17 protein-coding genes and 1 tRNA gene are annotated in these 18501 nt (G+C 52.3%); 11 read left to right on the forward strand and 7 right to left on the reverse strand.

Annotation, left to right across the window (positions count from 1 at the left end; all coding sequences use genetic code 11):
* Position 1: 1 nt before the first annotated feature.
* Entirely contained in the window at positions 2–586 is a 585-nt protein-coding gene (locus tag QUE74_RS05975) for a DUF4376 domain-containing protein (RefSeq protein ID WP_000701865.1), read from the forward strand.
* Between the two features lie 140 nt (positions 587–726).
* Here the strand turns inward: QUE74_RS05975 and QUE74_RS05980 are convergent.
* Positions 727–814, reverse strand: a tRNA-Ser gene (locus QUE74_RS05980).
* A gap of 426 nt (positions 815–1240) precedes the next feature.
* On the opposite strand from QUE74_RS05980, the gene hyaA reads away from it, so the two are divergent.
* From hyaA to appA, 10 genes are all read left to right on the forward strand, one after another.
* Positions 1241–2359, forward strand: coding sequence for a hydrogenase 1 small subunit (gene hyaA, locus QUE74_RS05985; RefSeq protein WP_001353311.1), 1119 nt, complete (start codon positions 1241–1243; stop codon positions 2357–2359).
* Entirely contained in the window at positions 2356–4149 is a 1794-nt protein-coding gene (hyaB, locus tag QUE74_RS05990) for a Ni/Fe-hydrogenase large subunit (RefSeq protein ID WP_000107369.1), read from the forward strand. Before hyaA ends, hyaB begins: the two co-directional genes overlap by 4 nt.
* Before the next feature lie 18 nt (positions 4150–4167).
* Positions 4168–4875 (forward strand): Ni/Fe-hydrogenase b-type cytochrome subunit, encoded by a 708-nt coding sequence (gene hyaC, locus QUE74_RS05995; protein WP_001186428.1) that lies wholly within the window; start codon positions 4168–4170, stop codon positions 4873–4875.
* Entirely contained in the window at positions 4872–5459 is a 588-nt protein-coding gene (gene hyaD / locus QUE74_RS06000; RefSeq protein ID WP_000003634.1) for a hydrogenase 1 maturation protease, read from the forward strand. Before hyaC ends, hyaD begins: the two co-directional genes overlap by 4 nt.
* Entirely contained in the window at positions 5456–5854 is a 399-nt protein-coding gene (gene hyaE / locus QUE74_RS06005) for a hydrogenase-1 operon protein HyaE (RefSeq protein WP_000063963.1), read from the forward strand. The genes hyaD and hyaE overlap by 4 nt, the downstream gene beginning before the upstream one ends.
* Entirely contained in the window at positions 5851–6708 is an 858-nt protein-coding gene (locus QUE74_RS06010) for a hydrogenase expression/formation protein (RefSeq protein ID WP_000004891.1), read from the forward strand. The genes hyaE and QUE74_RS06010 overlap by 4 nt, the downstream gene beginning before the upstream one ends.
* Positions 6709–6841: 133 nt before the next feature.
* Entirely contained in the window at positions 6842–8386 is a 1545-nt protein-coding gene (appC, locus tag QUE74_RS06015) for a cytochrome bd-II oxidase subunit 1 (protein ID WP_000263563.1), read from the forward strand.
* Positions 8387–8397: 11 nt separating this feature from the next.
* Entirely contained in the window at positions 8398–9534 is a 1137-nt protein-coding gene (gene appB / locus QUE74_RS06020) for a cytochrome d ubiquinol oxidase subunit II (protein ID WP_000460814.1), read from the forward strand.
* Positions 9535–9546: 12 nt separating this feature from the next.
* Positions 9547–9639, forward strand: coding sequence for a cytochrome bd-II oxidase subunit CbdX (cbdX, locus tag QUE74_RS06025; protein WP_000270305.1), 93 nt, complete (start codon positions 9547–9549; stop codon positions 9637–9639).
* A 79-nt stretch (positions 9640–9718) separates the two neighbouring features.
* Positions 9719–11017, forward strand: coding sequence for a bifunctional acid phosphatase/4-phytase (appA, locus tag QUE74_RS06030; protein ID WP_001354891.1), 1299 nt, complete (start codon positions 9719–9721; stop codon positions 11015–11017).
* A gap of 120 nt (positions 11018–11137) precedes the next feature.
* Here appA and etk read toward each other — a convergent pair whose 3' ends face one another.
* Genes etk through gfcB form a run of 6 tightly spaced genes read right to left on the reverse strand, consistent with a single transcriptional unit; the run spans position 11138 to position 18440 of the window.
* Positions 11138–13318: a tyrosine-protein kinase gene (etk, locus tag QUE74_RS06035; RefSeq protein ID WP_000208659.1), complete on the reverse strand. Its 2181-nt coding sequence runs from the start codon at positions 13316–13318 to the stop codon at positions 11138–11140.
* A gap of 19 nt (positions 13319–13337) precedes the next feature.
* On the reverse strand, positions 13338–13784 hold the full coding sequence (gene etp / locus QUE74_RS06040; RefSeq protein ID WP_000057871.1) for a protein-tyrosine-phosphatase Etp: 447 nt from the start codon (positions 13782–13784) through the stop codon (positions 13338–13340).
* Complete coding sequence (locus QUE74_RS06045; RefSeq protein WP_001360645.1) at positions 13772–14911, reverse strand: polysaccharide export protein; 1140 nt, start codon at positions 14909–14911, stop codon at positions 13772–13774. The genes etp and QUE74_RS06045 overlap by 13 nt, the downstream gene beginning before the upstream one ends.
* A gap of 45 nt (positions 14912–14956) precedes the next feature.
* Positions 14957–17053 carry a YjbH domain-containing protein gene (locus tag QUE74_RS06050; protein WP_000742313.1) on the reverse strand — a complete coding sequence of 699 codons (2097 nt, stop codon included), beginning with the start codon at positions 17051–17053 and terminating at the stop codon, positions 14957–14959.
* Positions 17053–17799 carry a capsule biosynthesis GfcC family protein gene (locus QUE74_RS06055; protein WP_001038058.1) on the reverse strand — a complete coding sequence of 249 codons (747 nt, stop codon included), beginning with the start codon at positions 17797–17799 and terminating at the stop codon, positions 17053–17055. The genes QUE74_RS06050 and QUE74_RS06055 overlap by 1 nt, the downstream gene beginning before the upstream one ends.
* A complete protein-coding gene (gene gfcB / locus QUE74_RS06060; RefSeq protein WP_001316256.1) occupies positions 17796–18440 on the reverse strand; it encodes a lipoprotein GfcB in 645 nt (214 codons plus the stop codon). Before gfcB ends, QUE74_RS06055 begins: the two co-directional genes overlap by 4 nt.
* Positions 18441–18501 lie beyond the last annotated feature (61 nt).

Here is an 18501-nt window from a genome sequence, read left to right on the forward strand (position 1 = left end):
CATGAAAATCAGAGCGGTGAAAGGCATCAGAAACGCGCATTATCTTGAAAATGGTGCGGTTGACTGCGAGGTGTTATTTGAAGGTGAAACGGAGTTCGTCCTGTATACCGCCATACAGGATGATATGGCCCCGACAGGCCAGCATGTCTGGCAGGAGCTGCAAAGCGGGAAATGGGGCGAAATCGCCCCGTTCACCGTCACGCCGGAACTTATTGCAGCGGCAAAGGATGCCAAAAGGCGGGAAATTGAGGCATGGCGCGACAGTCAGGAAAACGTTGAGTTTATTTTCACGTTTGATGGCCGTCGTTTTGATGGTGGAAAAACCTCGCAGTCACGCCTTGCCCCCGTGGTTGCAGCAGCGCAGGCCGGACTGCTTCCGGAGGGATTTTTCTGGACTGATGCGGATAATAATAACGTCGTACTGACCAGGGAGAAACTTATTGCGCTGAACGATGCCATGATGGTGGCCATGGTGGCGGAGGGCTTTAAAATCCACGAACGTCAGCGGGAGATGAAAGAGGAGCTGAGTAGCCTCGAGGATTTACACTCAATCAGGAAGTTGCTCGTTAACTCAGAAAAAATTTGAGATACCAAAGACATCAAAGAGGTGCTGGCGGGAAAATATCGCAGATATTAAAAACTGAAAATATACCAATTGGTATACCAAGTTTATACCAAGAACCCAAAAAGCAAAGGGGGCTACCATTTGGTAACCCCTTGATTATTTGGCGGAAGCGCAGAGATTCGAACTCTGGAACCCTTTCGGGTCGCCGGTTTTCAAGACCGGTGCCTTCAACCGCTCGGCCACACTTCCGGAATGACGCGCACTATAAACATCCCGATGCGGCGTGTAAACCCCTAATTTGTTTGTTTGACTGAAAAACAGCCAAAAGTGCATTGATAGCGTGAAATAACAGCAGATTGATCATTTCATCACCATGAATTCCTTCTCTTTTACTCGTTTAGCAACCGGCTAAACATCCCCACCGCCCGGCAAAAAGAAAAATAGGTCCATTTTTATCGCTAAAAGACAAATCCACACAGTTTGTATTGTTTTGTGCAAAAGTTTCACTACGCTTTATTAACAATACTTTCTGGCGACGTGCGCCAGTGCAGAAGGATGAGCTTTCGTTTTCAGCATCTCACGTGAAGCGATGGTTTGCCTTGCTACAGGGACGTCGCTTGCCGACCATAAGCGCCCGGTGTCCTGCCGGTGTCGCAAGGAGAAGAGACGTGCGATATGAATAACGAGGAAACATTTTACCAGGCCATGCGGCGTCAGGGTGTTACCCGACGCAGCTTTCTCAAATATTGCAGTCTGGCTGCCACGTCGCTGGGATTAGGCGCGGGAATGGCACCAAAGATTGCCTGGGCGCTGGAGAACAAACCGCGCATTCCGGTGGTATGGATCCACGGTCTGGAATGTACCTGCTGTACCGAATCTTTTATCCGCTCCGCTCACCCACTGGCGAAGGACGTCATCCTTTCCCTGATTTCCCTCGATTACGACGATACCCTGATGGCTGCTGCCGGAACCCAGGCGGAAGAAGTCTTTGAAGACATCATCACGCAATACAATGGCAAATATATCCTCGCAGTAGAAGGTAATCCGCCGCTGGGCGAGCAGGGGATGTTCTGTATCAGCAGCGGTCGACCGTTTATTGAGAAACTCAAACGTGCCGCCGCCGGAGCCAGTGCGATTATCGCCTGGGGAACCTGCGCGTCTTGGGGCTGCGTGCAGGCCGCGCGGCCCAATCCGACGCAGGCAACGCCTATCGACAAAGTCATCACCGACAAACCCATTATCAAAGTACCTGGCTGCCCGCCGATCCCGGATGTGATGAGCGCCATCATTACTTACATGGTGACGTTTGATCGTCTGCCGGATGTCGACAGAATGGGCCGTCCATTGATGTTCTATGGTCAGCGTATTCACGATAAATGTTATCGCCGCGCTCACTTTGACGCCGGAGAGTTCGTCCAGAGTTGGGATGATGACGCTGCCCGCAAAGGTTACTGCCTGTACAAAATGGGCTGCAAAGGGCCTACCACCTATAACGCCTGTTCCTCCACACGCTGGAATGATGGCGTTTCTTTCCCAATCCAGTCTGGTCACGGCTGCCTGGGCTGTGCGGAAAATGGTTTCTGGGATCGCGGTTCGTTCTACAGTCGCGTAGTCGATATTCCACAAATGGGTACCCATTCCACCGCTGATACCGTCGGCTTAACCGCGCTTGGCGTGGTGGCTGCGGCTGTTGGTGTACATGCGGTCGCCAGCGCCGTTGATCAGCGCAGACGTCATAACCAGCAACCTACAGAAACCGAACAACAGCCAGGCAATGAGGATAAACAGGCATGAGCACTCAGTACGAAACTCAGGGATACACCATCAACAATGCCGGACGCCGCCTGGTGGTCGACCCGATTACGCGCATTGAAGGCCACATGCGCTGTGAAGTGAATATTAACGATCAGAATGTGATCACCAATGCCGTCTCCTGCGGCACCATGTTTCGCGGGCTGGAGATCATTCTGCAAGGGCGCGACCCGCGCGATGCGTGGGCATTCGTGGAACGTATTTGCGGCGTCTGTACCGGCGTACACGCTCTGGCTTCGGTCTATGCCATCGAAGATGCTATCGGAATTAAAGTGCCGGACAACGCTAATATCATCCGCAACATTATGCTGGCGACGCTCTGGTGCCATGACCATCTGGTGCACTTTTATCAGCTTGCCGGGATGGACTGGATCGATGTGTTAGATGCGCTGAAAGCCGATCCGCGGAAAACCTCCGAACTGGCGCAAAGTCTCTCCTCATGGCCGAAATCATCACCTGGCTATTTCTTCGACGTACAAAACCGCCTGAAGAAATTCGTTGAAGGCGGCCAGTTGGGGATCTTCCGTAACGGTTACTGGGGGCACCCGCAGTACAAACTGCCGCCAGAAGCCAACCTGATGGGCTTTGCTCACTATCTTGAAGCTCTCGATTTCCAGCGTGAAATTGTCAAAATCCACGCGGTCTTTGGTGGTAAAAACCCACATCCAAACTGGATTGTTGGCGGGATGCCGTGCGCTATCAACATTGACGAAAGTGGCGCGGTCGGGGCGGTCAATATGGAGCGCCTGAATCTGGTGCAGTCGATCATTACCCGCACGGCGGATTTCATTAATAACGTGATGATCCCCGACGCTTTAGCCATCGGTCAGTTCAACAAACCGTGGAGCGAAATCGGCACTGGTCTTTCTGATAAATGTGTCCTCAGTTACGGGGCGTTCCCGGATATTGCCAACGACTTTGGCGAGAAAAGTCTGCTAATGCCTGGCGGCGCGGTGATCAACGGCGACTTCAAAAATGTGCTGCCAGTGGATTTAGTCGATCCGCAACAGGTGCAGGAATTTGTCGATCACGCCTGGTATCGTTATCCCAATGATCAGGTCGGTCGTCATCCATTCGATGGCATTACCGACCCGTGGTACAACCCCGGCGATGTCAAAGGCAGCGACACCAACATTCAGCAACTGAATGAACAGGAACGCTACTCGTGGATCAAAGCGCCACGCTGGCGCGGTAACGCGATGGAAGTGGGGCCGCTGGCACGCACGTTAATTGCTTATCACAAAGGCGATGCTGCGACCGTTGAGTCAGTTGATCGCATGATGTCGGCGCTGAACCTGCCGCTTTCCGGCATCCAGTCGACTTTGGGCCGCATTTTGTGCCGCGCGCACGAAGCGCAGTGGGCCGCAAGCAAGTTGCAATACTTCTTCGACAAGTTGATGACCAACCTTAAAAACGGCAATCTCGCCACCGCCTCCACTGAAAAATGGGAACCTGCAACCTGGCCGACAGAGTGCCATGGTGTCGGTTTTACCGAAGCGCCGCGCGGAGCGCTAGGCCACTGGGCCGCCATTCGTGACGGCAAGATTGATCTCTACCAGTGTGTGGTGCCGACCACCTGGAACGCCAGCCCGCGCGATCCCAAAGGGCAGATTGGCGCTTATGAAGCGGCTCTGATGAACACCAAAATGGCGATCCCCGAGCAACCGCTGGAGATCCTTCGTACTCTGCACAGCTTTGACCCGTGCCTCGCCTGTTCAACTCATGTGTTAGGTGACGACGGTAGCGAGCTGATCTCCGTGCAGGTGCGTTAACAGCGAAGGAGAATCATCATGCAACAGAAAAGCGACAACGTTGTCAGTCACTATGTCTTTGAAGCACCCGTGCGAATATGGCACTGGCTGACGGTGTTATGCATGGCGGTGTTGATGGTCACCGGTTACTTTATTGGCAAGCCGCTGCCTTCGGTCAGCGGTGAGGCGACGTATCTGTTTTATATGGGCTACATCAGGTTAATTCACTTCAGCGCCGGGATGGTTTTTACCGTGGTCTTGCTGATGCGGATCTACTGGGCTTTTGTCGGCAATCGCTACTCCCGCGAGCTGTTTATCGTGCCGGTATGGCGTAAAAGCTGGTGGCAGGGCGTGTGGTATGAAATCCGCTGGTATCTGTTTCTGGCAAAACGTCCGAGTGCCGATATAGGCCATAACCCCATCGCTCAGGCGGCAATGTTCGGCTATTTCCTGATGTCGGTATTTATGATCGTCACCGGCTTTGCGCTGTACAGCGAACATAGTCAGTACGCTATTTTTGCGCCGTTCCGTTATGTGGTGGAATTTTTCTACTGGACGGGCGGCAACTCAATGGACATTCACAGCTTGCATCGGCTGGGGATGTGGCTGATTGGCGCGTTTGTTATCGGTCATGTCTACATGGCGCTGCGTGAAGACATCATGTCCGACGACACAGTGATCTCCACCATGGTCAACGGCTACCGTAGCCACAAATTTGGCAAAATAAGTAACAAGGAGCGTTCATGAGCGAGCAACGCGTGGTGGTAATGGGGCTGGGCAATCTGCTGTGGGCCGATGAAGGCTTCGGCGTGCGGGTGGCGGAACGGTTGTATGCCCATTACCACTGGCCCGATGAAGTCGAGATTGTTGATGGCGGCACTCAGGGACTGAACTTGCTGGGGTATGTCGAAAGCGCCAGCCACTTGCTGATTCTCGACGCCATTGATTACGGGCTGGAACCCGGAACGCTACGAACGTATGCCGGAGAACGCATTCCGGCCTATCTCAGCGCGAAGAAAATGAGCCTGCACCAGAACAGTTTCTCCGAAGTACTGGCGCTGGCAGATATCCGCGGAAATCTGCCAGCACATATTGCCCTCGTCGGCCTGCAACCCGCGATGCTCGACGACTACGGCGGTAGCCTGAGCGAACTGGCTCGGGAGCAACTGCCCGCCGCGGAACAGGGGGCGCTGGCGCAACTGGCTGCGTGGGGAATTGAGCCGCAACCGGCTAATGAATCGCGCTGTCTCAATTATGACTGTCTGTCGATGGAAAACTACGAAGGCGTTCGCTTGCGCCAGTACCGGATGACGCTGGAGGAGCAGGAATGAGCAACGACACGCCATTTGATGCGTTGTGGCAACGTATGCTGGCGCGCGGCTGGACGCCGATCAGTGAATCCCGTCTTGACGACTGGCTTACGCAAGCGCCAGACGGTGTGGTGTTATTAAGCAGTGACCCGAAACGCACGCCAGAGGTCAGCGATAATCCGGTAATGATTGGCGAATTACTGCGCGAGTTTCCTGATTATACATGGCAGGTAGCGATTGCCGACCTTGAGCAAAGCGAAGCCATCGGTGATCGTTTTGGCGTATTTCGTTTTCCCGCCACACTGGTGTTTACCGGTGGTAGCTATCGCGGCGTGCTGAATGGTATTCACCCGTGGGCGGAACTGATAAACCTGATGCGCGGGCTTGTCGAACCGCAACAGGAGCGTGCCTCATGAGCGAAACTTTTTTCCATCTGCTGGGGCCAGGAACCCAACCGAACGATGACAGTTTCAGCATGAATCCACTGCCGATCACCTGTCAGGTGAATGATGAACCGAGTATGGCGGCCCTGGAGCAATGTGCTCACAGCCCGCAGGTGATTGCGCTATTAAACGAGTTACAACATCAGCTAAGCGAGCGCCAGCCGCCGCTGGGCGAGGTGCTGGCAGTCGATCTGTTAAATCTCAACGCCGACGATCGTCACTTTATCAATACGCTTCTCGGGGAAGGGGAAGTGTCAGTGCGCATTCAGCAGGCTGACGACAGTGAAAGTGAAATACAGGAGGCGATCTTCTGCGGATTATGGCGGGTGCGCAGACGTTGCGGCGAACAGTTGCTGGAGGACAAACTGGAGGCTGGCTGCGCGCCGCTGGCATTGTGGCAGGCGGCAACGCAAAACGTCTTGCCGACAGATTCGCTGTTACCGCCGCCCATTGATGGCCTGATGAATGGCCTACCGTTGGCGCATGAATTACTAGCACATGTACGTAATCCTGACGCGCAGCCGCACAGCATTAATCTGACGCAATTACCTATCAGCGAGGCTGATCGGCTTTTTCTCTCACGTCTCTGTGGGCCGGGAAATATTCAGATTCGCACCATTGGCTACGGCGAGAGCTATATCAACGCGACCGGCCTGCGGCATGTCTGGCATTTACGCTGTACGGACACCTTAAAAGGCCCGTTACTTGAGAGTTACGAAATCTGCCCAATACCTGAAGTGGTGCTGGCAGCGCCAGAAGATTTGGTCGACTCTGCGCAGCGGCTTAGTGAGGTATGTCAGTGGCTGGCGGAAGGTGCATCGACGTAAAAAGACGGTAAGTATCGCTTTCAGGCTTATGAATATCGCAATCGGCGAATACCTCTGGTCGTAGAGTTTCAGGATAAAGAGGGAGATCTACCATTAACGGGTTATTTTTCTCTCTTCGCCTACAGGAGTGCGCATGTGGGATGTCATTGATTTATCGCGCTGGCAGTTTGCTCTGACCGCGCTGTATCACTTTTTATTTGTACCCCTTACCCTGGGGCTGATTTTTTTGCTGGCTATCATGGAAACCATTTACGTGGTCACCGGCAAAACAATCTACCGCGATATGACGCGCTTCTGGGGTAAGCTCTTCGGTATCAACTTTGCTCTTGGCGTGGCTACCGGCCTGACGATGGAGTTTCAGTTTGGTACTAACTGGTCATTCTATTCCAACTATGTGGGCGATATTTTTGGTGCACCGCTGGCAATGGAAGCGTTAATGGCCTTCTTCCTCGAATCCACCTTTGTCGGGCTATTCTTCTTCGGCTGGCAACGGCTGAATAAATACCAGCACCTGCTGGTGACGTGGCTGGTGGCGTTCGGTTCAAATCTCTCTGCGTTGTGGATATTGAATGCCAACGGTTGGATGCAATACCCGACCGGTGCGCATTTTGATATCGACACCCTTCGTATGGAAATGACCAGCTTCAGCGAGCTGGTCTTTAACCCGGTCAGCCAGGTGAAATTTGTGCACACCGTAATGGCGGGCTACGTGACCGGGGCCATGTTTATTATGGCGATCAGCGCCTGGTATTTACTGCGCGGACGGGAGCGCGATGTTGCATTACGCTCGTTTGCCATCGGTTCCGTCTTCGGTACTCTGGCGATTATCGGTACGCTGCAACTCGGAGACAGTTCTGCGTATGAAGTCGCGCAAGTACAACCGGTAAAACTGGCGGCAATGGAAGGGGAGTGGCAAACGGAACCTGCACCTGCACCGTTCCATGTAGTTGCCTGGCCGGAACAGGATCAAGAGCGTAACGCCTTTGCCATCAAAATTCCTGCGCTGCTAGGGATCCTCGCCACTCACTCATTAGATAAACCCGTGCCGGGTCTGAAGAATTTGATGGCTGAAACCTACCCACGCTTGCAACGCGGACGTATGGCCTGGCTGTTAATGCAGGAAATATCGCAAGGCAATCGTGAGCCGCATGTGTTGCAGGCATTCCGGGAGCTGGAAGGCGACCTTGGTTACGGCATGTTGCTCTCCCGCTATGCGCCGGATATGAACCATGTCACAGCTGCACAGTACCAGGCGGCGATGCGTGGCGCGATACCTCAGGTTGCGCCGGTATTCTGGAGTTTCCGCATCATGGTGGGCTGTGGTTCTCTGCTGCTACTGGTGATGCTGATTGCGCTTGTCCAGACGCTGCGTGGCAAAATCGACCAGCATCGCTGGGTACTGAAAATGGCGCTCTGGAGTTTGCCGCTGCCGTGGATTGCGATTGAAGCCGGGTGGTTTATGACCGAGTTTGGTCGTCAGCCGTGGGCGATACAGGACATCTTACCGACATACTCCGCGCACTCCGCTTTAACCACAGGACAACTGGCTTTCTCACTGATCATGATCGTAGGGCTTTACACCCTGTTCTTAATCGCCGAAGTCTACCTGATGCAGAAATATGCCCGTCTGGGGCCGAGCGCGATGCAGAGTGAACAACCGACGCAGCAACAGGGGTAAAGGAGAAAATCATGTTTGATTATGAAACATTGCGCTTCATCTGGTGGCTGCTGATTGGCGTGATCCTGGTGGTCTTTATGATCTCCGATGGATTTGACATGGGGATCGGCTGTCTGCTGCCGCTGGTGGCGCGTAATGATGATGAACGCCGGATAGTGATAAACAGCGTTGGCGCGCACTGGGAAGGCAATCAGGTCTGGTTAATCCTCGCAGGTGGGGCATTATTTGCCGCCTGGCCCAGAGTGTATGCAGCAGCGTTTTCCGGTTTTTATGTGGCGATGATCCTGGTGCTGTGCTCGCTGTTCTTCCGCCCGCTGGCCTTTGATTATCGAGGAAAAATCGCCAATGCACGCTGGCGTAAAATGTGGGATGCCGGCCTGGTCATCGGCAGTCTGGTGCCGCCGGTCGTCTTTGGTATCGTATTCGGCAACTTGTTACTCGGCGTGCCGTTTGCCTTCACACCACAATTACGCGTGGAGTATCTCGGCAGCTTTTGGCAACTGTTGACGCCATTCCCTTTATTGTGCGGCTTGCTCAGCCTTGGGATGGTGATTTTGCAAGGTGGCGTTTGGTTACAGTTGAAAACCGTTGGTGTTATTCATCTGCGTTCTCAGTTGGCGACCAAACGTGCTGCTCTACTGGTGATGCTGTGCTTTTTACTGGCGGGTTACTGGCTGTGGGTCGGTATTGATGGCTTTGTACTGCTCGCCCAGGATGTGAACGGTCCTTCCAACCCGTTAATGAAACTGGTGGCAGTGCTACCTGGTGCCTGGATGAATAATTTCGTCGAATCGCCTGTTTTGTGGATCTTCCCGCTGCTGGGGTTCTTCTGTCCATTGCTGACGGTGATGGCGATTTATCGTGGTCGCCCGGGATGGGGATTTTTGATGGCGTCATTGATGCAATTTGGCGTAATTTTCACGGCAGGCATCACGCTGTTCCCTTTTGTCATGCCTTCGAGCGTAAGTCCGATCTCCAGCCTGACGTTGTGGGACAGCACTTCCAGCCAGTTGACGCTGAGCATTATGTTGGTAATCGTGCTGATATTTTTGCCCATTGTGTTGCTCTACACTCTCTGGAGCTACTACAAAATGTGGGGGCGCATGACGACAGAAACTCTCCGCCGTAACGAAAACGAGCTGTACTAAGGAGCAGGAACAATGTGGTATTTACTTTGGTTCGTCGGCATTTTGTTGATGTGTTCGCTCTCCACCCTTGTGTTGGTATGGCTGGACCCGCGTCTGAAAAGTTAACGAACGTAAGCCTGATGAGGCGCATTAGCGTCGCATCAGGCAATCAATAATGTCGGATATGAAAAGCGGAAACATATCGATGAAAGCGATCTTGATCCCATTCTTATCTCTTCTGATTCCGTTCACCCCGCAATCTGCATTCGCTCAGAGTGAGCCGGAGCTGAAGCTGGAAAGTGTGGTGATTGTCAGTCGTCATGGTGTGCGTGCCCCAACCAAGGCCACGCAACTGATGCAGGATGTCACCCCAGACGCATGGCCAACATGGCCGGTAAAACTGGGGTGGCTGACACCGCGCGGTGGTGAGCTAATCGCTTATCTCGGACATTACCAACGCCAGCGTCTGGTGGCTGACGGATTGCTGGCGAAAAAGGGCTGCCCGCAGCCTGGTCAGGTCGCGATTATTGCTGATGTCGACGAGCGTACCCGTAAAACAGGCGAAGCCTTCGCTGCCGGGCTGGCACCTGACTGTGCAATAACCGTACATACCCAGGCAGATACGTCCAGTCCCGATCCGTTATTTAATCCTCTAAAAACTGGCATTTGCCAACTGGATAACGCGAACGTGACTGACGCGATCCTCAGCAGGGCAGGAGGGTCAATTGCTGACTTTACCGGGCATCGGCAAACGGCGTTTCGCGAACTGGAACAGGTGCTTAATTTCCCACAATCAAACTTGTGCCTTAACCGTGAGAAACAGGACGAAAGCTGTTCATTAACGCAGGTATTACCATCGGAACTCAAGGTGAGCGCCGACAATGTCTCATTAACCGGTGCGGTAAGCCTGGCGTCAATGCTGACGGAGATATTTCTCCTGCAACAAGCACAGGGAATGCCGGAGCCGGGGTGGGGAAGGATCACCGATTCACACCAGTGGAACACCTTGCTAAGCCTGCATAACGCGCAGTTTTATTTGCTACAACGCACGCCAGAGGTTGCCCGCAGTCGTGCCACCCCGTTGTTGGATTTGATCATGACAGCGTTGATGCCCCATCCACCGCAAAAACAGGTGTATGGTGTGACATTACCCACTTCAGTGCTGTTTATCGCCGGACACGATACTAATCTGGCAAATCTCGGCGGCGCACTGGAGCTCAACTGGACGCTTCCAGGTCAGCCGGATAACACGCCGCCAGGTGGTGAACTGGTGTTTGAACGCTGGCGTCGGCTAAGCGATAACAGCCAGTGGATTCAGGTTTCGGTGGTATTCCAGACTTTACAGCAGATGCGTGATAAAACGCCGCTATCATTAAAGTCGCCGCCCGGAGAGGTGAAGCTGACTCTGGCAGGATGTGAAGAGCGAAACGCGCAGGGTATGTGTTCGTTGGCCGGTTTTACGCAAATCGTGAATGAAGCACGCATACCGGCGTGCAGTTTGTAATGCATAAAAAAAGAGCATTCAGTTACCTGAATGCTCTGAAGCTGATGACAAACGAAGAACTGTCTGATGCGTAGGCCGGAAAAGGCGTTCACGCCGCATCCGGCCACCTTACCTTCAGTTTTACTCTTTCTCGGAGTAACTATAACCGTAATAGTTATAGCCATAACTGTAAGCGGTGCTGGCGCGTTTAATCACACCATTGAGGATTGCGCCTTTAATATTAACGCCAGCCTGTTCCAGACGCTGCATTGACAAGCTCACCTCTTTGGCGGTGTTCAAGCCAAAACGCGCAACCAGCAGGCTGGTGCCGACAGAGCGCCCCACGACCGCAGCATCGCTCACCGCCAGCATCGGCGGCGTATCGACAATCACCAGATCGTAATGGTCGTTCGCCCATTCCAGTAATTGACGCATCCGATCGCGCATCAGCAGTTCAGACGGGTTAGGTGGCACCTGACCGCGAGTAATCACATCAAAGCCTCCTTTGCCAAAATGCTGGATCACTTTGTTGAGCTCATCTTTCCCTGCCAGATATTCCGACAAGCCATGTTCATTACTCACGGTAAACAGGTTATGCGAATAACCACGACGTAAGTCAGCATCAATAAATAACACTTTTTGATCGGACTGGGCGATCACCGCCGCCAGAGTTGAACTGACGAACGTTTTACCACTGTCTGGCGTCGCACCGGTGATCATCAGAATGTTATTCTCTGTCTCCATCATAGCGAAGTGCAGACTGGTTCGTAGCGCACGTACGGCTTCCACAGCAGAATCCGCCGGGTTATCCACCGCCAGGAAGGGGATATTTTTAGTACGATGGCGCTGCTGATTAGAAAATAAATTTTTCTTACGCAGACGGGTACGCTTATCCAGCCACTCGGACATCGGGATAGTGGCATAAACGCTGATGCCGTGCTCTTCCAGTTGTTCCGGTGCTTCTACACCACGACGCAACATCGCACGCGCCAGCACGGCACCCACCGAAATAAACAGGCCAAGAATAAAACCAAGCACCACATTCAACGCTTTTTTCGGTTTTACTGGCTGCGGCTGAGTGACTGCCGGGTCGATAATCCGCACGTTACCAATCGCACTGGATTTCGAAATACTCAACTCCTGCTGGCGGTTAAGTAATTGCAGATATACCGCACGGCCCGCTTCTACGTCACGGCTTAAACGCAATACTTCCTGTTGAGTGGAAGGCATTGCCGATACCCGCTTATTCAGGCGTTTGCGTTCTTGCTCCAGCGTCTGGCGTTTTTCCAGCAGCGCACGATAAGTTGGGTGATCTTTCTTATACAGCTGGGAGATCTCGGCCTCGCGGAAGGTCAGCTCATTGAGTTGATTATCAACGTTAACAATCTGCTCAAGAACGGCTTTGGCTTCCAGGTTAAGGTCAACCGAATCGCGCTGCTGGCGATAAACGTTGAGTTTTTCTTCCGCCTGGTCCAGCTCGCTGCGCACTTCTGGCAACTGGCGCTGTAAGAATTCAAGGCTTTGTGAATCCTGCGCCGCCTGGCGAGCGATATTCTGTTGCAAATAGTTGTTAGCGATGCTGTTCAGAATACGAGTAATCAACTGGGGATCATCACCGGTCATGGTAAGTTCCAGCATCCCGCTTTCTTTACTGCGTTCGCTAACGGTAAAGGTTTCCTGCAACGCGTTAATCGCTTCCAGTTCGGTACGCTGGCTCAGGACAAACTGCGTTCCTGGTTTGGCCTTAATGTCCGCGATAGTCAGAGCAACGCCGTCTTTTTCCAGACGCTGGCCGACCATACCATTGACGGTGAACCCTTCACCTTCCAGCGTATAGTGGCCGTTTTCCCCAACTGTGAGTGTCAGTTGTTGATCCTGGCCATTCAGTTGTGGAATGTGCATCCAACTGATCGCCAGCTCACCTGGTTTCTCTTTGGTTAATCTCGCCCAGCCGCGACCCACAATCGGAAAATACTTTTGCTCAACTATGTCGCGCAGATTCAGTTCAGCAATGGTTTTACCGAGAATCATGCGCGATTGCAGCAGTTGGATCTCCGGTGCTGACTCGGGCGATGAGTTAGGGATCATATCGCTCAGGCCGCTGAGAATGGCGTTGCCCTGTTTCTGCTCAACCTGGACCAGAGTATCTGCCTGATAAATTGGCGTGCTTAACAGCGAGTAAGCGACAGCGATCAGCGTGAATAACGCAGTCACGCTGATAATAAACTTACGGTGATCCCATAACTCGCCGACCAGACGAAGCAGATCGATCTCATTCTCCTGAGTGCTGCCTGGTGGCGTATTCATATTTTTAGTTGTCATCGTATTTTATAAACTCAAATTACCGGCTAAGGCGCTTCGCCCATTCCTGACTGGCGCGCTCCAACATGCCGTAAACATGTTCAAATGCGTCCTGGCTTTTACGATAGGGATCAGGGATCTCTTTCTGTTCCAGCCATTGCCCAAACAGCATTGTCTTCCCGCGGACCTCGGGAGCGATTGCCGTAACCTGAGCAATATGTTCCGACTCCATTGCCAGAATCAGATCGTAATTTCGTGCCATCTCAGCAGTAAGCTTACGTCCGGCATGTCCTTCAAGAGATACGCCATGATTAGCGGCAACATCTGCCGCTGTTGCATCTGCAGGGTGCTTTACCAGACCATGAACACCTGCCGATTTGACTTTTACGCCTGGCAGACGTTTACGCAGCAAGCGTTCGCCAATGGGCGAACGGCAAATGTTGCCGGTACAAACCACCAGGATTGAGTTAAATTTTAGTTGGGCCATGTTTGAATCCACCGTGAAGTCTCTGTCAGGTCATGCACCCCGGAAATCGTCGGTACCAGCAGAGAAATCACACGGTTCCAACGAGCCAGCGGCGCGGTAGTGACATAAACAATGTCGTAAGGTTCAAGCTGGAATTCCGTTCCGAGTATCATTGCCGATGCGTCCTTCGCATTCAGCTGATAAATATTGGCGATTTTGCCATTCTGCTTGTTTTGCGTTGCACGAATAACAAAAATCCCCGTCGCATCAGCGACATCTTGATTCATACCCTCAGCGTTACCCAGTGCTTCCGCCAGGGTCATACCGCTGCGGTCCATTTTCAGCGTGCTCTGTTTACCCACTTCACCCATCACGAAGACTTTCAGATCATCGTTGCGCGGAATAAATAAAATATCGCCCGGGTGCAGCAGTTTGTTCTGGCGCAAGTCGCCACGCTGCATCAGCGCATAGAGGTTCACTTTGGTCTTTACGCCATTCTGGGTGAGCACCACGTTGCGCCAGTCTGCATCTGCGGTCAGACCGCCCGCGGCGTTAATCGCATCCATGATGGTCAGAGGAATATTGGTAATCGGCTGCTGACCCGATTTGCTGACTTCGCCGGTGACGTACGCTTTTTGCGATCGGAACGCCGCGACGCTGACATCGACTTGCGGGCTTTCAATGACTGAGTCCAGACGCGCTGTAATCTCGTTGCGTACTTGGGTAAGCGTTTTCCCGGCCACTTTCAGGCGACCAATATAAGGGTAGAAAATTGCACCATCAGCGTTAACCCAGTTGCCAGTATCACTGGCGCTACGATATTGCCCTGCGGGTGTGGTTAGTTCCGGGTGATCCCAGACCGTCACCATCAACACATCGCCAATGCCGATGCGATATTCATAGTTCGCGATTTGTTGCTCCAGCTCCGGGTTAGCCTGCGACATAATCGGTTTGGCGCGCAGCTGATCAATCAATCCTGGCGTGACGGGATAGATATTGACCATTTTGTTCAGGTCATACTGATTGTCAGGTAGTTCAATGACATCCTTGTTACTGGTCGATAAATTCTGACCAGGAACAAGGGTACATGCTGTCAAAGACAGAACAGCCAATGTCAGTACCGAAAACTTAAAAATGTTCTTTTTCATTGGTTTATATTTATCAGTCATTGTAATGTTATGAATTACGTCAGGTTATTGTCCAACCGGTACTTCTCGCTCTGCCGTCATTGGATAGAGCTGGTATTTGCGTGACAGCATTTGTCCACCATCACGCGTCAATGGTGTCCACGAAACCACCGCGCGGTTGCGGTTAGGTCCAATGGTCATCAAGTCAAACGGAATCGAGATATAAAACCCTTTACTAAAGCCGCCTTCGCCGTAGTCATCTTTAGATACGTTACTGATTGCCGCCCATACTCCTACTGCCACACCGCTGTCAAAGCGTTTGGCGACGTCGATGGTTGCCCCTTTATCTTTTGCCAGATATTGCCCAACGCTGAGTTTCATCAGTACGCCATTGAGCGTCGGCGGGTTCCAGTAAGCCGTCACGAAACCTGTTGGCGTGGAATAATCGGTGAAGCGCATCATGTTGTCCCAGTCACGCTGCTTCACGTAGTTAACGTCCACCCCCAGCGCCCAGCTGGCATCGAGCGGGCGATAAAGCAGCTCGGAACCAACACCGGCATACATCGTTTCCAGATAACCGCCGTACACCTGGCCATAGAAACCGTTGCCTAAGTCGGCAAAATAGTTCGCCTGTAAGTTGTTGAGATAAACGTCATTGCGAACGTAATCACGGATATGCGTGCGCACGCGGGGCAAGGTAGAGTCCGCGGGTAACAGCGAAGACTTAAACTTGTCGTAGTTGTTGTAAATATTGGTGAAAATACCGCCATCAAGCAGCAGGTGGTCGGTAAACCAGTAGCGGGCACTGGACATCAGCCCCAACTGGAACATATAAAAATCTTCCGGACCGCCCAGCGACTGCGAAAGTGTTGGGTTGAAAGAATAGCTAAAGCGATCTTCACGAATACGGTAGCCCCGACCAAAGGCAGAAAGATCTTCTACTTCAACACGTTGTTGTTGCAGTGGCTCTGCTTTACCAGGCGCGGTACCGGCGAGCTGTTTGCGCAGGCTGGCTACGTCGGTTTCGGTCGTCACCATCGCCATATGCTCGCGCTTTTGCGTCACGCTAATCTTCTCAACGCCTTGCGGCAGGTTATTCACCAGAATCCGGTTGGCACGATCGACCGCTTCGCGAGAATCACGGTATTTGTATTGTTGACCAGACATATACAGCGTCTTATCGCGCAGCTGAATTTCCGGTGCTTCAAAACCTGCGTTGTACTTCAGCGCGGTAAGTTGGTTCGCTACTGTGGTGTACTGCAATCCTTCAGATTTCGGCGCAGGTTGATATGCCGGTTTTGGCGTATCGCGCAGGGCAGGGCGCAGATCGTTGAAATTGGTCCGTAACGTGAAGCCAAACATCAATGTGTTACCGCGCTCGTAGCTAAGGTTAAGATCTGCCCAGCTGGCAGCACGATACACAGCACCGAAATTGAAATGGCTTGCCTGCGGCAATTTGCCCGCAAAATCATTCTGGTAATTGTTGCCATCGTATTCGAGTTTCAGACGCAGGGGATTCCACGGCGTTTGATACTCAATGCCGCCAAAGATGGAAGCCGGGCCACGAAAGATATCGCTAAAGCTGATATCTCCCGCATCGTGAGACTCTGCGCGATGACAATATTTATCGCTCACCCGGCAAAACGGGTTGGTAATATTGCCCGCATTACCGGCGTAGCCCCACGCCATCCCGAGGGTGAAATCAAATGGCCCCGCTTGCTTGCTGGCCACCAAATATTCACCGTCAAACAGACCCGTACCAGCAATATCACGTTTACCAAACGCCACTTGCGGTAGCCAGTAACCTTCTTCCCACAGGCGAAGTTTAAAATCGAAAGATTTGTCTTTGTATGACTGATCGCCGCTGAAATCTTCCCACTGGCTATATTTGCGCGTGCGCACATCCGTATAACGAATGGTGCCTTCCAGCCATGGGAACAGCGCCACGGACGTGGAGTAGAAACGGTATTGATCGTTATCCCGGTAGTTGACGCTGAATTCACCTTCCGGTGCGATGCGCGCATTTGGCATCTGCAACAATCCTGTGCCGCCAAAGTCTGATTGCGACGACCCCAGCGGATCCGGGTAGGTTAATACTTCAGCATGACAGGCACTGGAGACGGCAATGGCCAGGCAGCTTAAAAGATAAGAGTTCTTCTTCATCAGTCAGGAACACGTTGCGTTAAAACAGACACAATCTGGTCATTTAAATCAGCATATTTTTCGGGCAGTACATGCGCAGAAAAGCCCAACCAAAGCTGGCTGCCAGGCGGTGGTTCCACATGTCTTTTATTCCACAGGGCAACAGGGGCGACGACAGTCTCACCCTCAGGCGTAATCACCATAACGTTATTCTTGTCCGCGCCTGCAAGACGGGGGGTATCTTGCAGATAATCGGTAACGCTACGGCCTGCCTGCCAGGGCAATTGCCCAGCCCCAGTAACCGCACCCAGCAGAGTAATAGTCACTGGGCGCTGTACGGTATAGAGCGTATAGTCCCCGACCAGCGGGGGATTGCTGTTCTCATCCACTCGTACAAAATCAGGGTCCAGTTTGACCGGTAAGCGACCAGTGATATTGAGATTGAGTAACTGCTGGCGCACGGATTTAATCGTTGCCGCCACATCGTCGTCAGCTTCTGCTTCCCAGGAAGCAAGCTGTGCCATGACATGTTGGTAGTCTTTAAGCGCTTTAGCTTTCGCCGCGGAGTCGGTCAGCAAGACTCCAGGCCACCAGAGGCGATCGCGCAGTTGCGGTTGTGTCACCAACTGGACAACATTCTCCACGGGGCCAACGGAAAGGGGCTGTTGTTCGCCAGGCAGATAAATAGTCACCGTTCCTTGCGCAAAGGCATGGGGTGTCATTACGTAAAGTACGCTGGCAATGAAATACGACTGTAATTTATTCATGGTGCGGGTTTAAGAAACGTCATTTCTACGGGAATAACCCCTGCGCCTAACATTTGCCGACTTTGACGAACCTGGCCAGTAGCCGAATCGACCCAGAATGTGTTTTGCCACTGTTTTTCTGGCAGCGTGGAAGTCACCTCTTCCTGCCAGACATTACACAGCACATCGCGACCCGCAATATTCAGCGTCTCTAATCCAGCAAAGGAAAAAGTGGAACTCAGGGTCGCAGAGCGAAAATGATTGTCTTCACTCCAGAGAATATCGCGCGTCCAGCGGCTGCCGTCTTTTATTGCCAGCGCGTTACGCAGAGGGTCCTGCCCGGAATTTGTCACTTCCAGCAGATTATTATTAAGTTTGACGGTTTTTAAAAGACGTCCATTGTGGGTAACCAGCATGGCGTTATCCTGGGATAACCATTTGCTTTGTTCTTGTTCTATATATCCCAGTACCACAAAGATTCGTTGCCCTTCATTAAGGCGTAAATACATCGTGGAATAAGGCAACGCCTGGATCTGCTGATCCGCTACGGTGATATCCTGATTATCGAAAAGGCTGGCGCGAAATGTATCGACCATACTTTGCTGGCTGTGTGTACATCCCGCAAGAAATAGTGCGAAAATCGATAAAATAAGAGGGCGCACCTTTAATCCTTGAAAGGTTAATTAAAAAAATGCAAATCTCTAAAGCCCGGTACGAATATCG

Source organism: Escherichia sp. 10290 (assembly GCF_030295155.1).
Taxonomy (GTDB): domain Bacteria; phylum Pseudomonadota; class Gammaproteobacteria; order Enterobacterales; family Enterobacteriaceae; genus Escherichia; species Escherichia coli_F.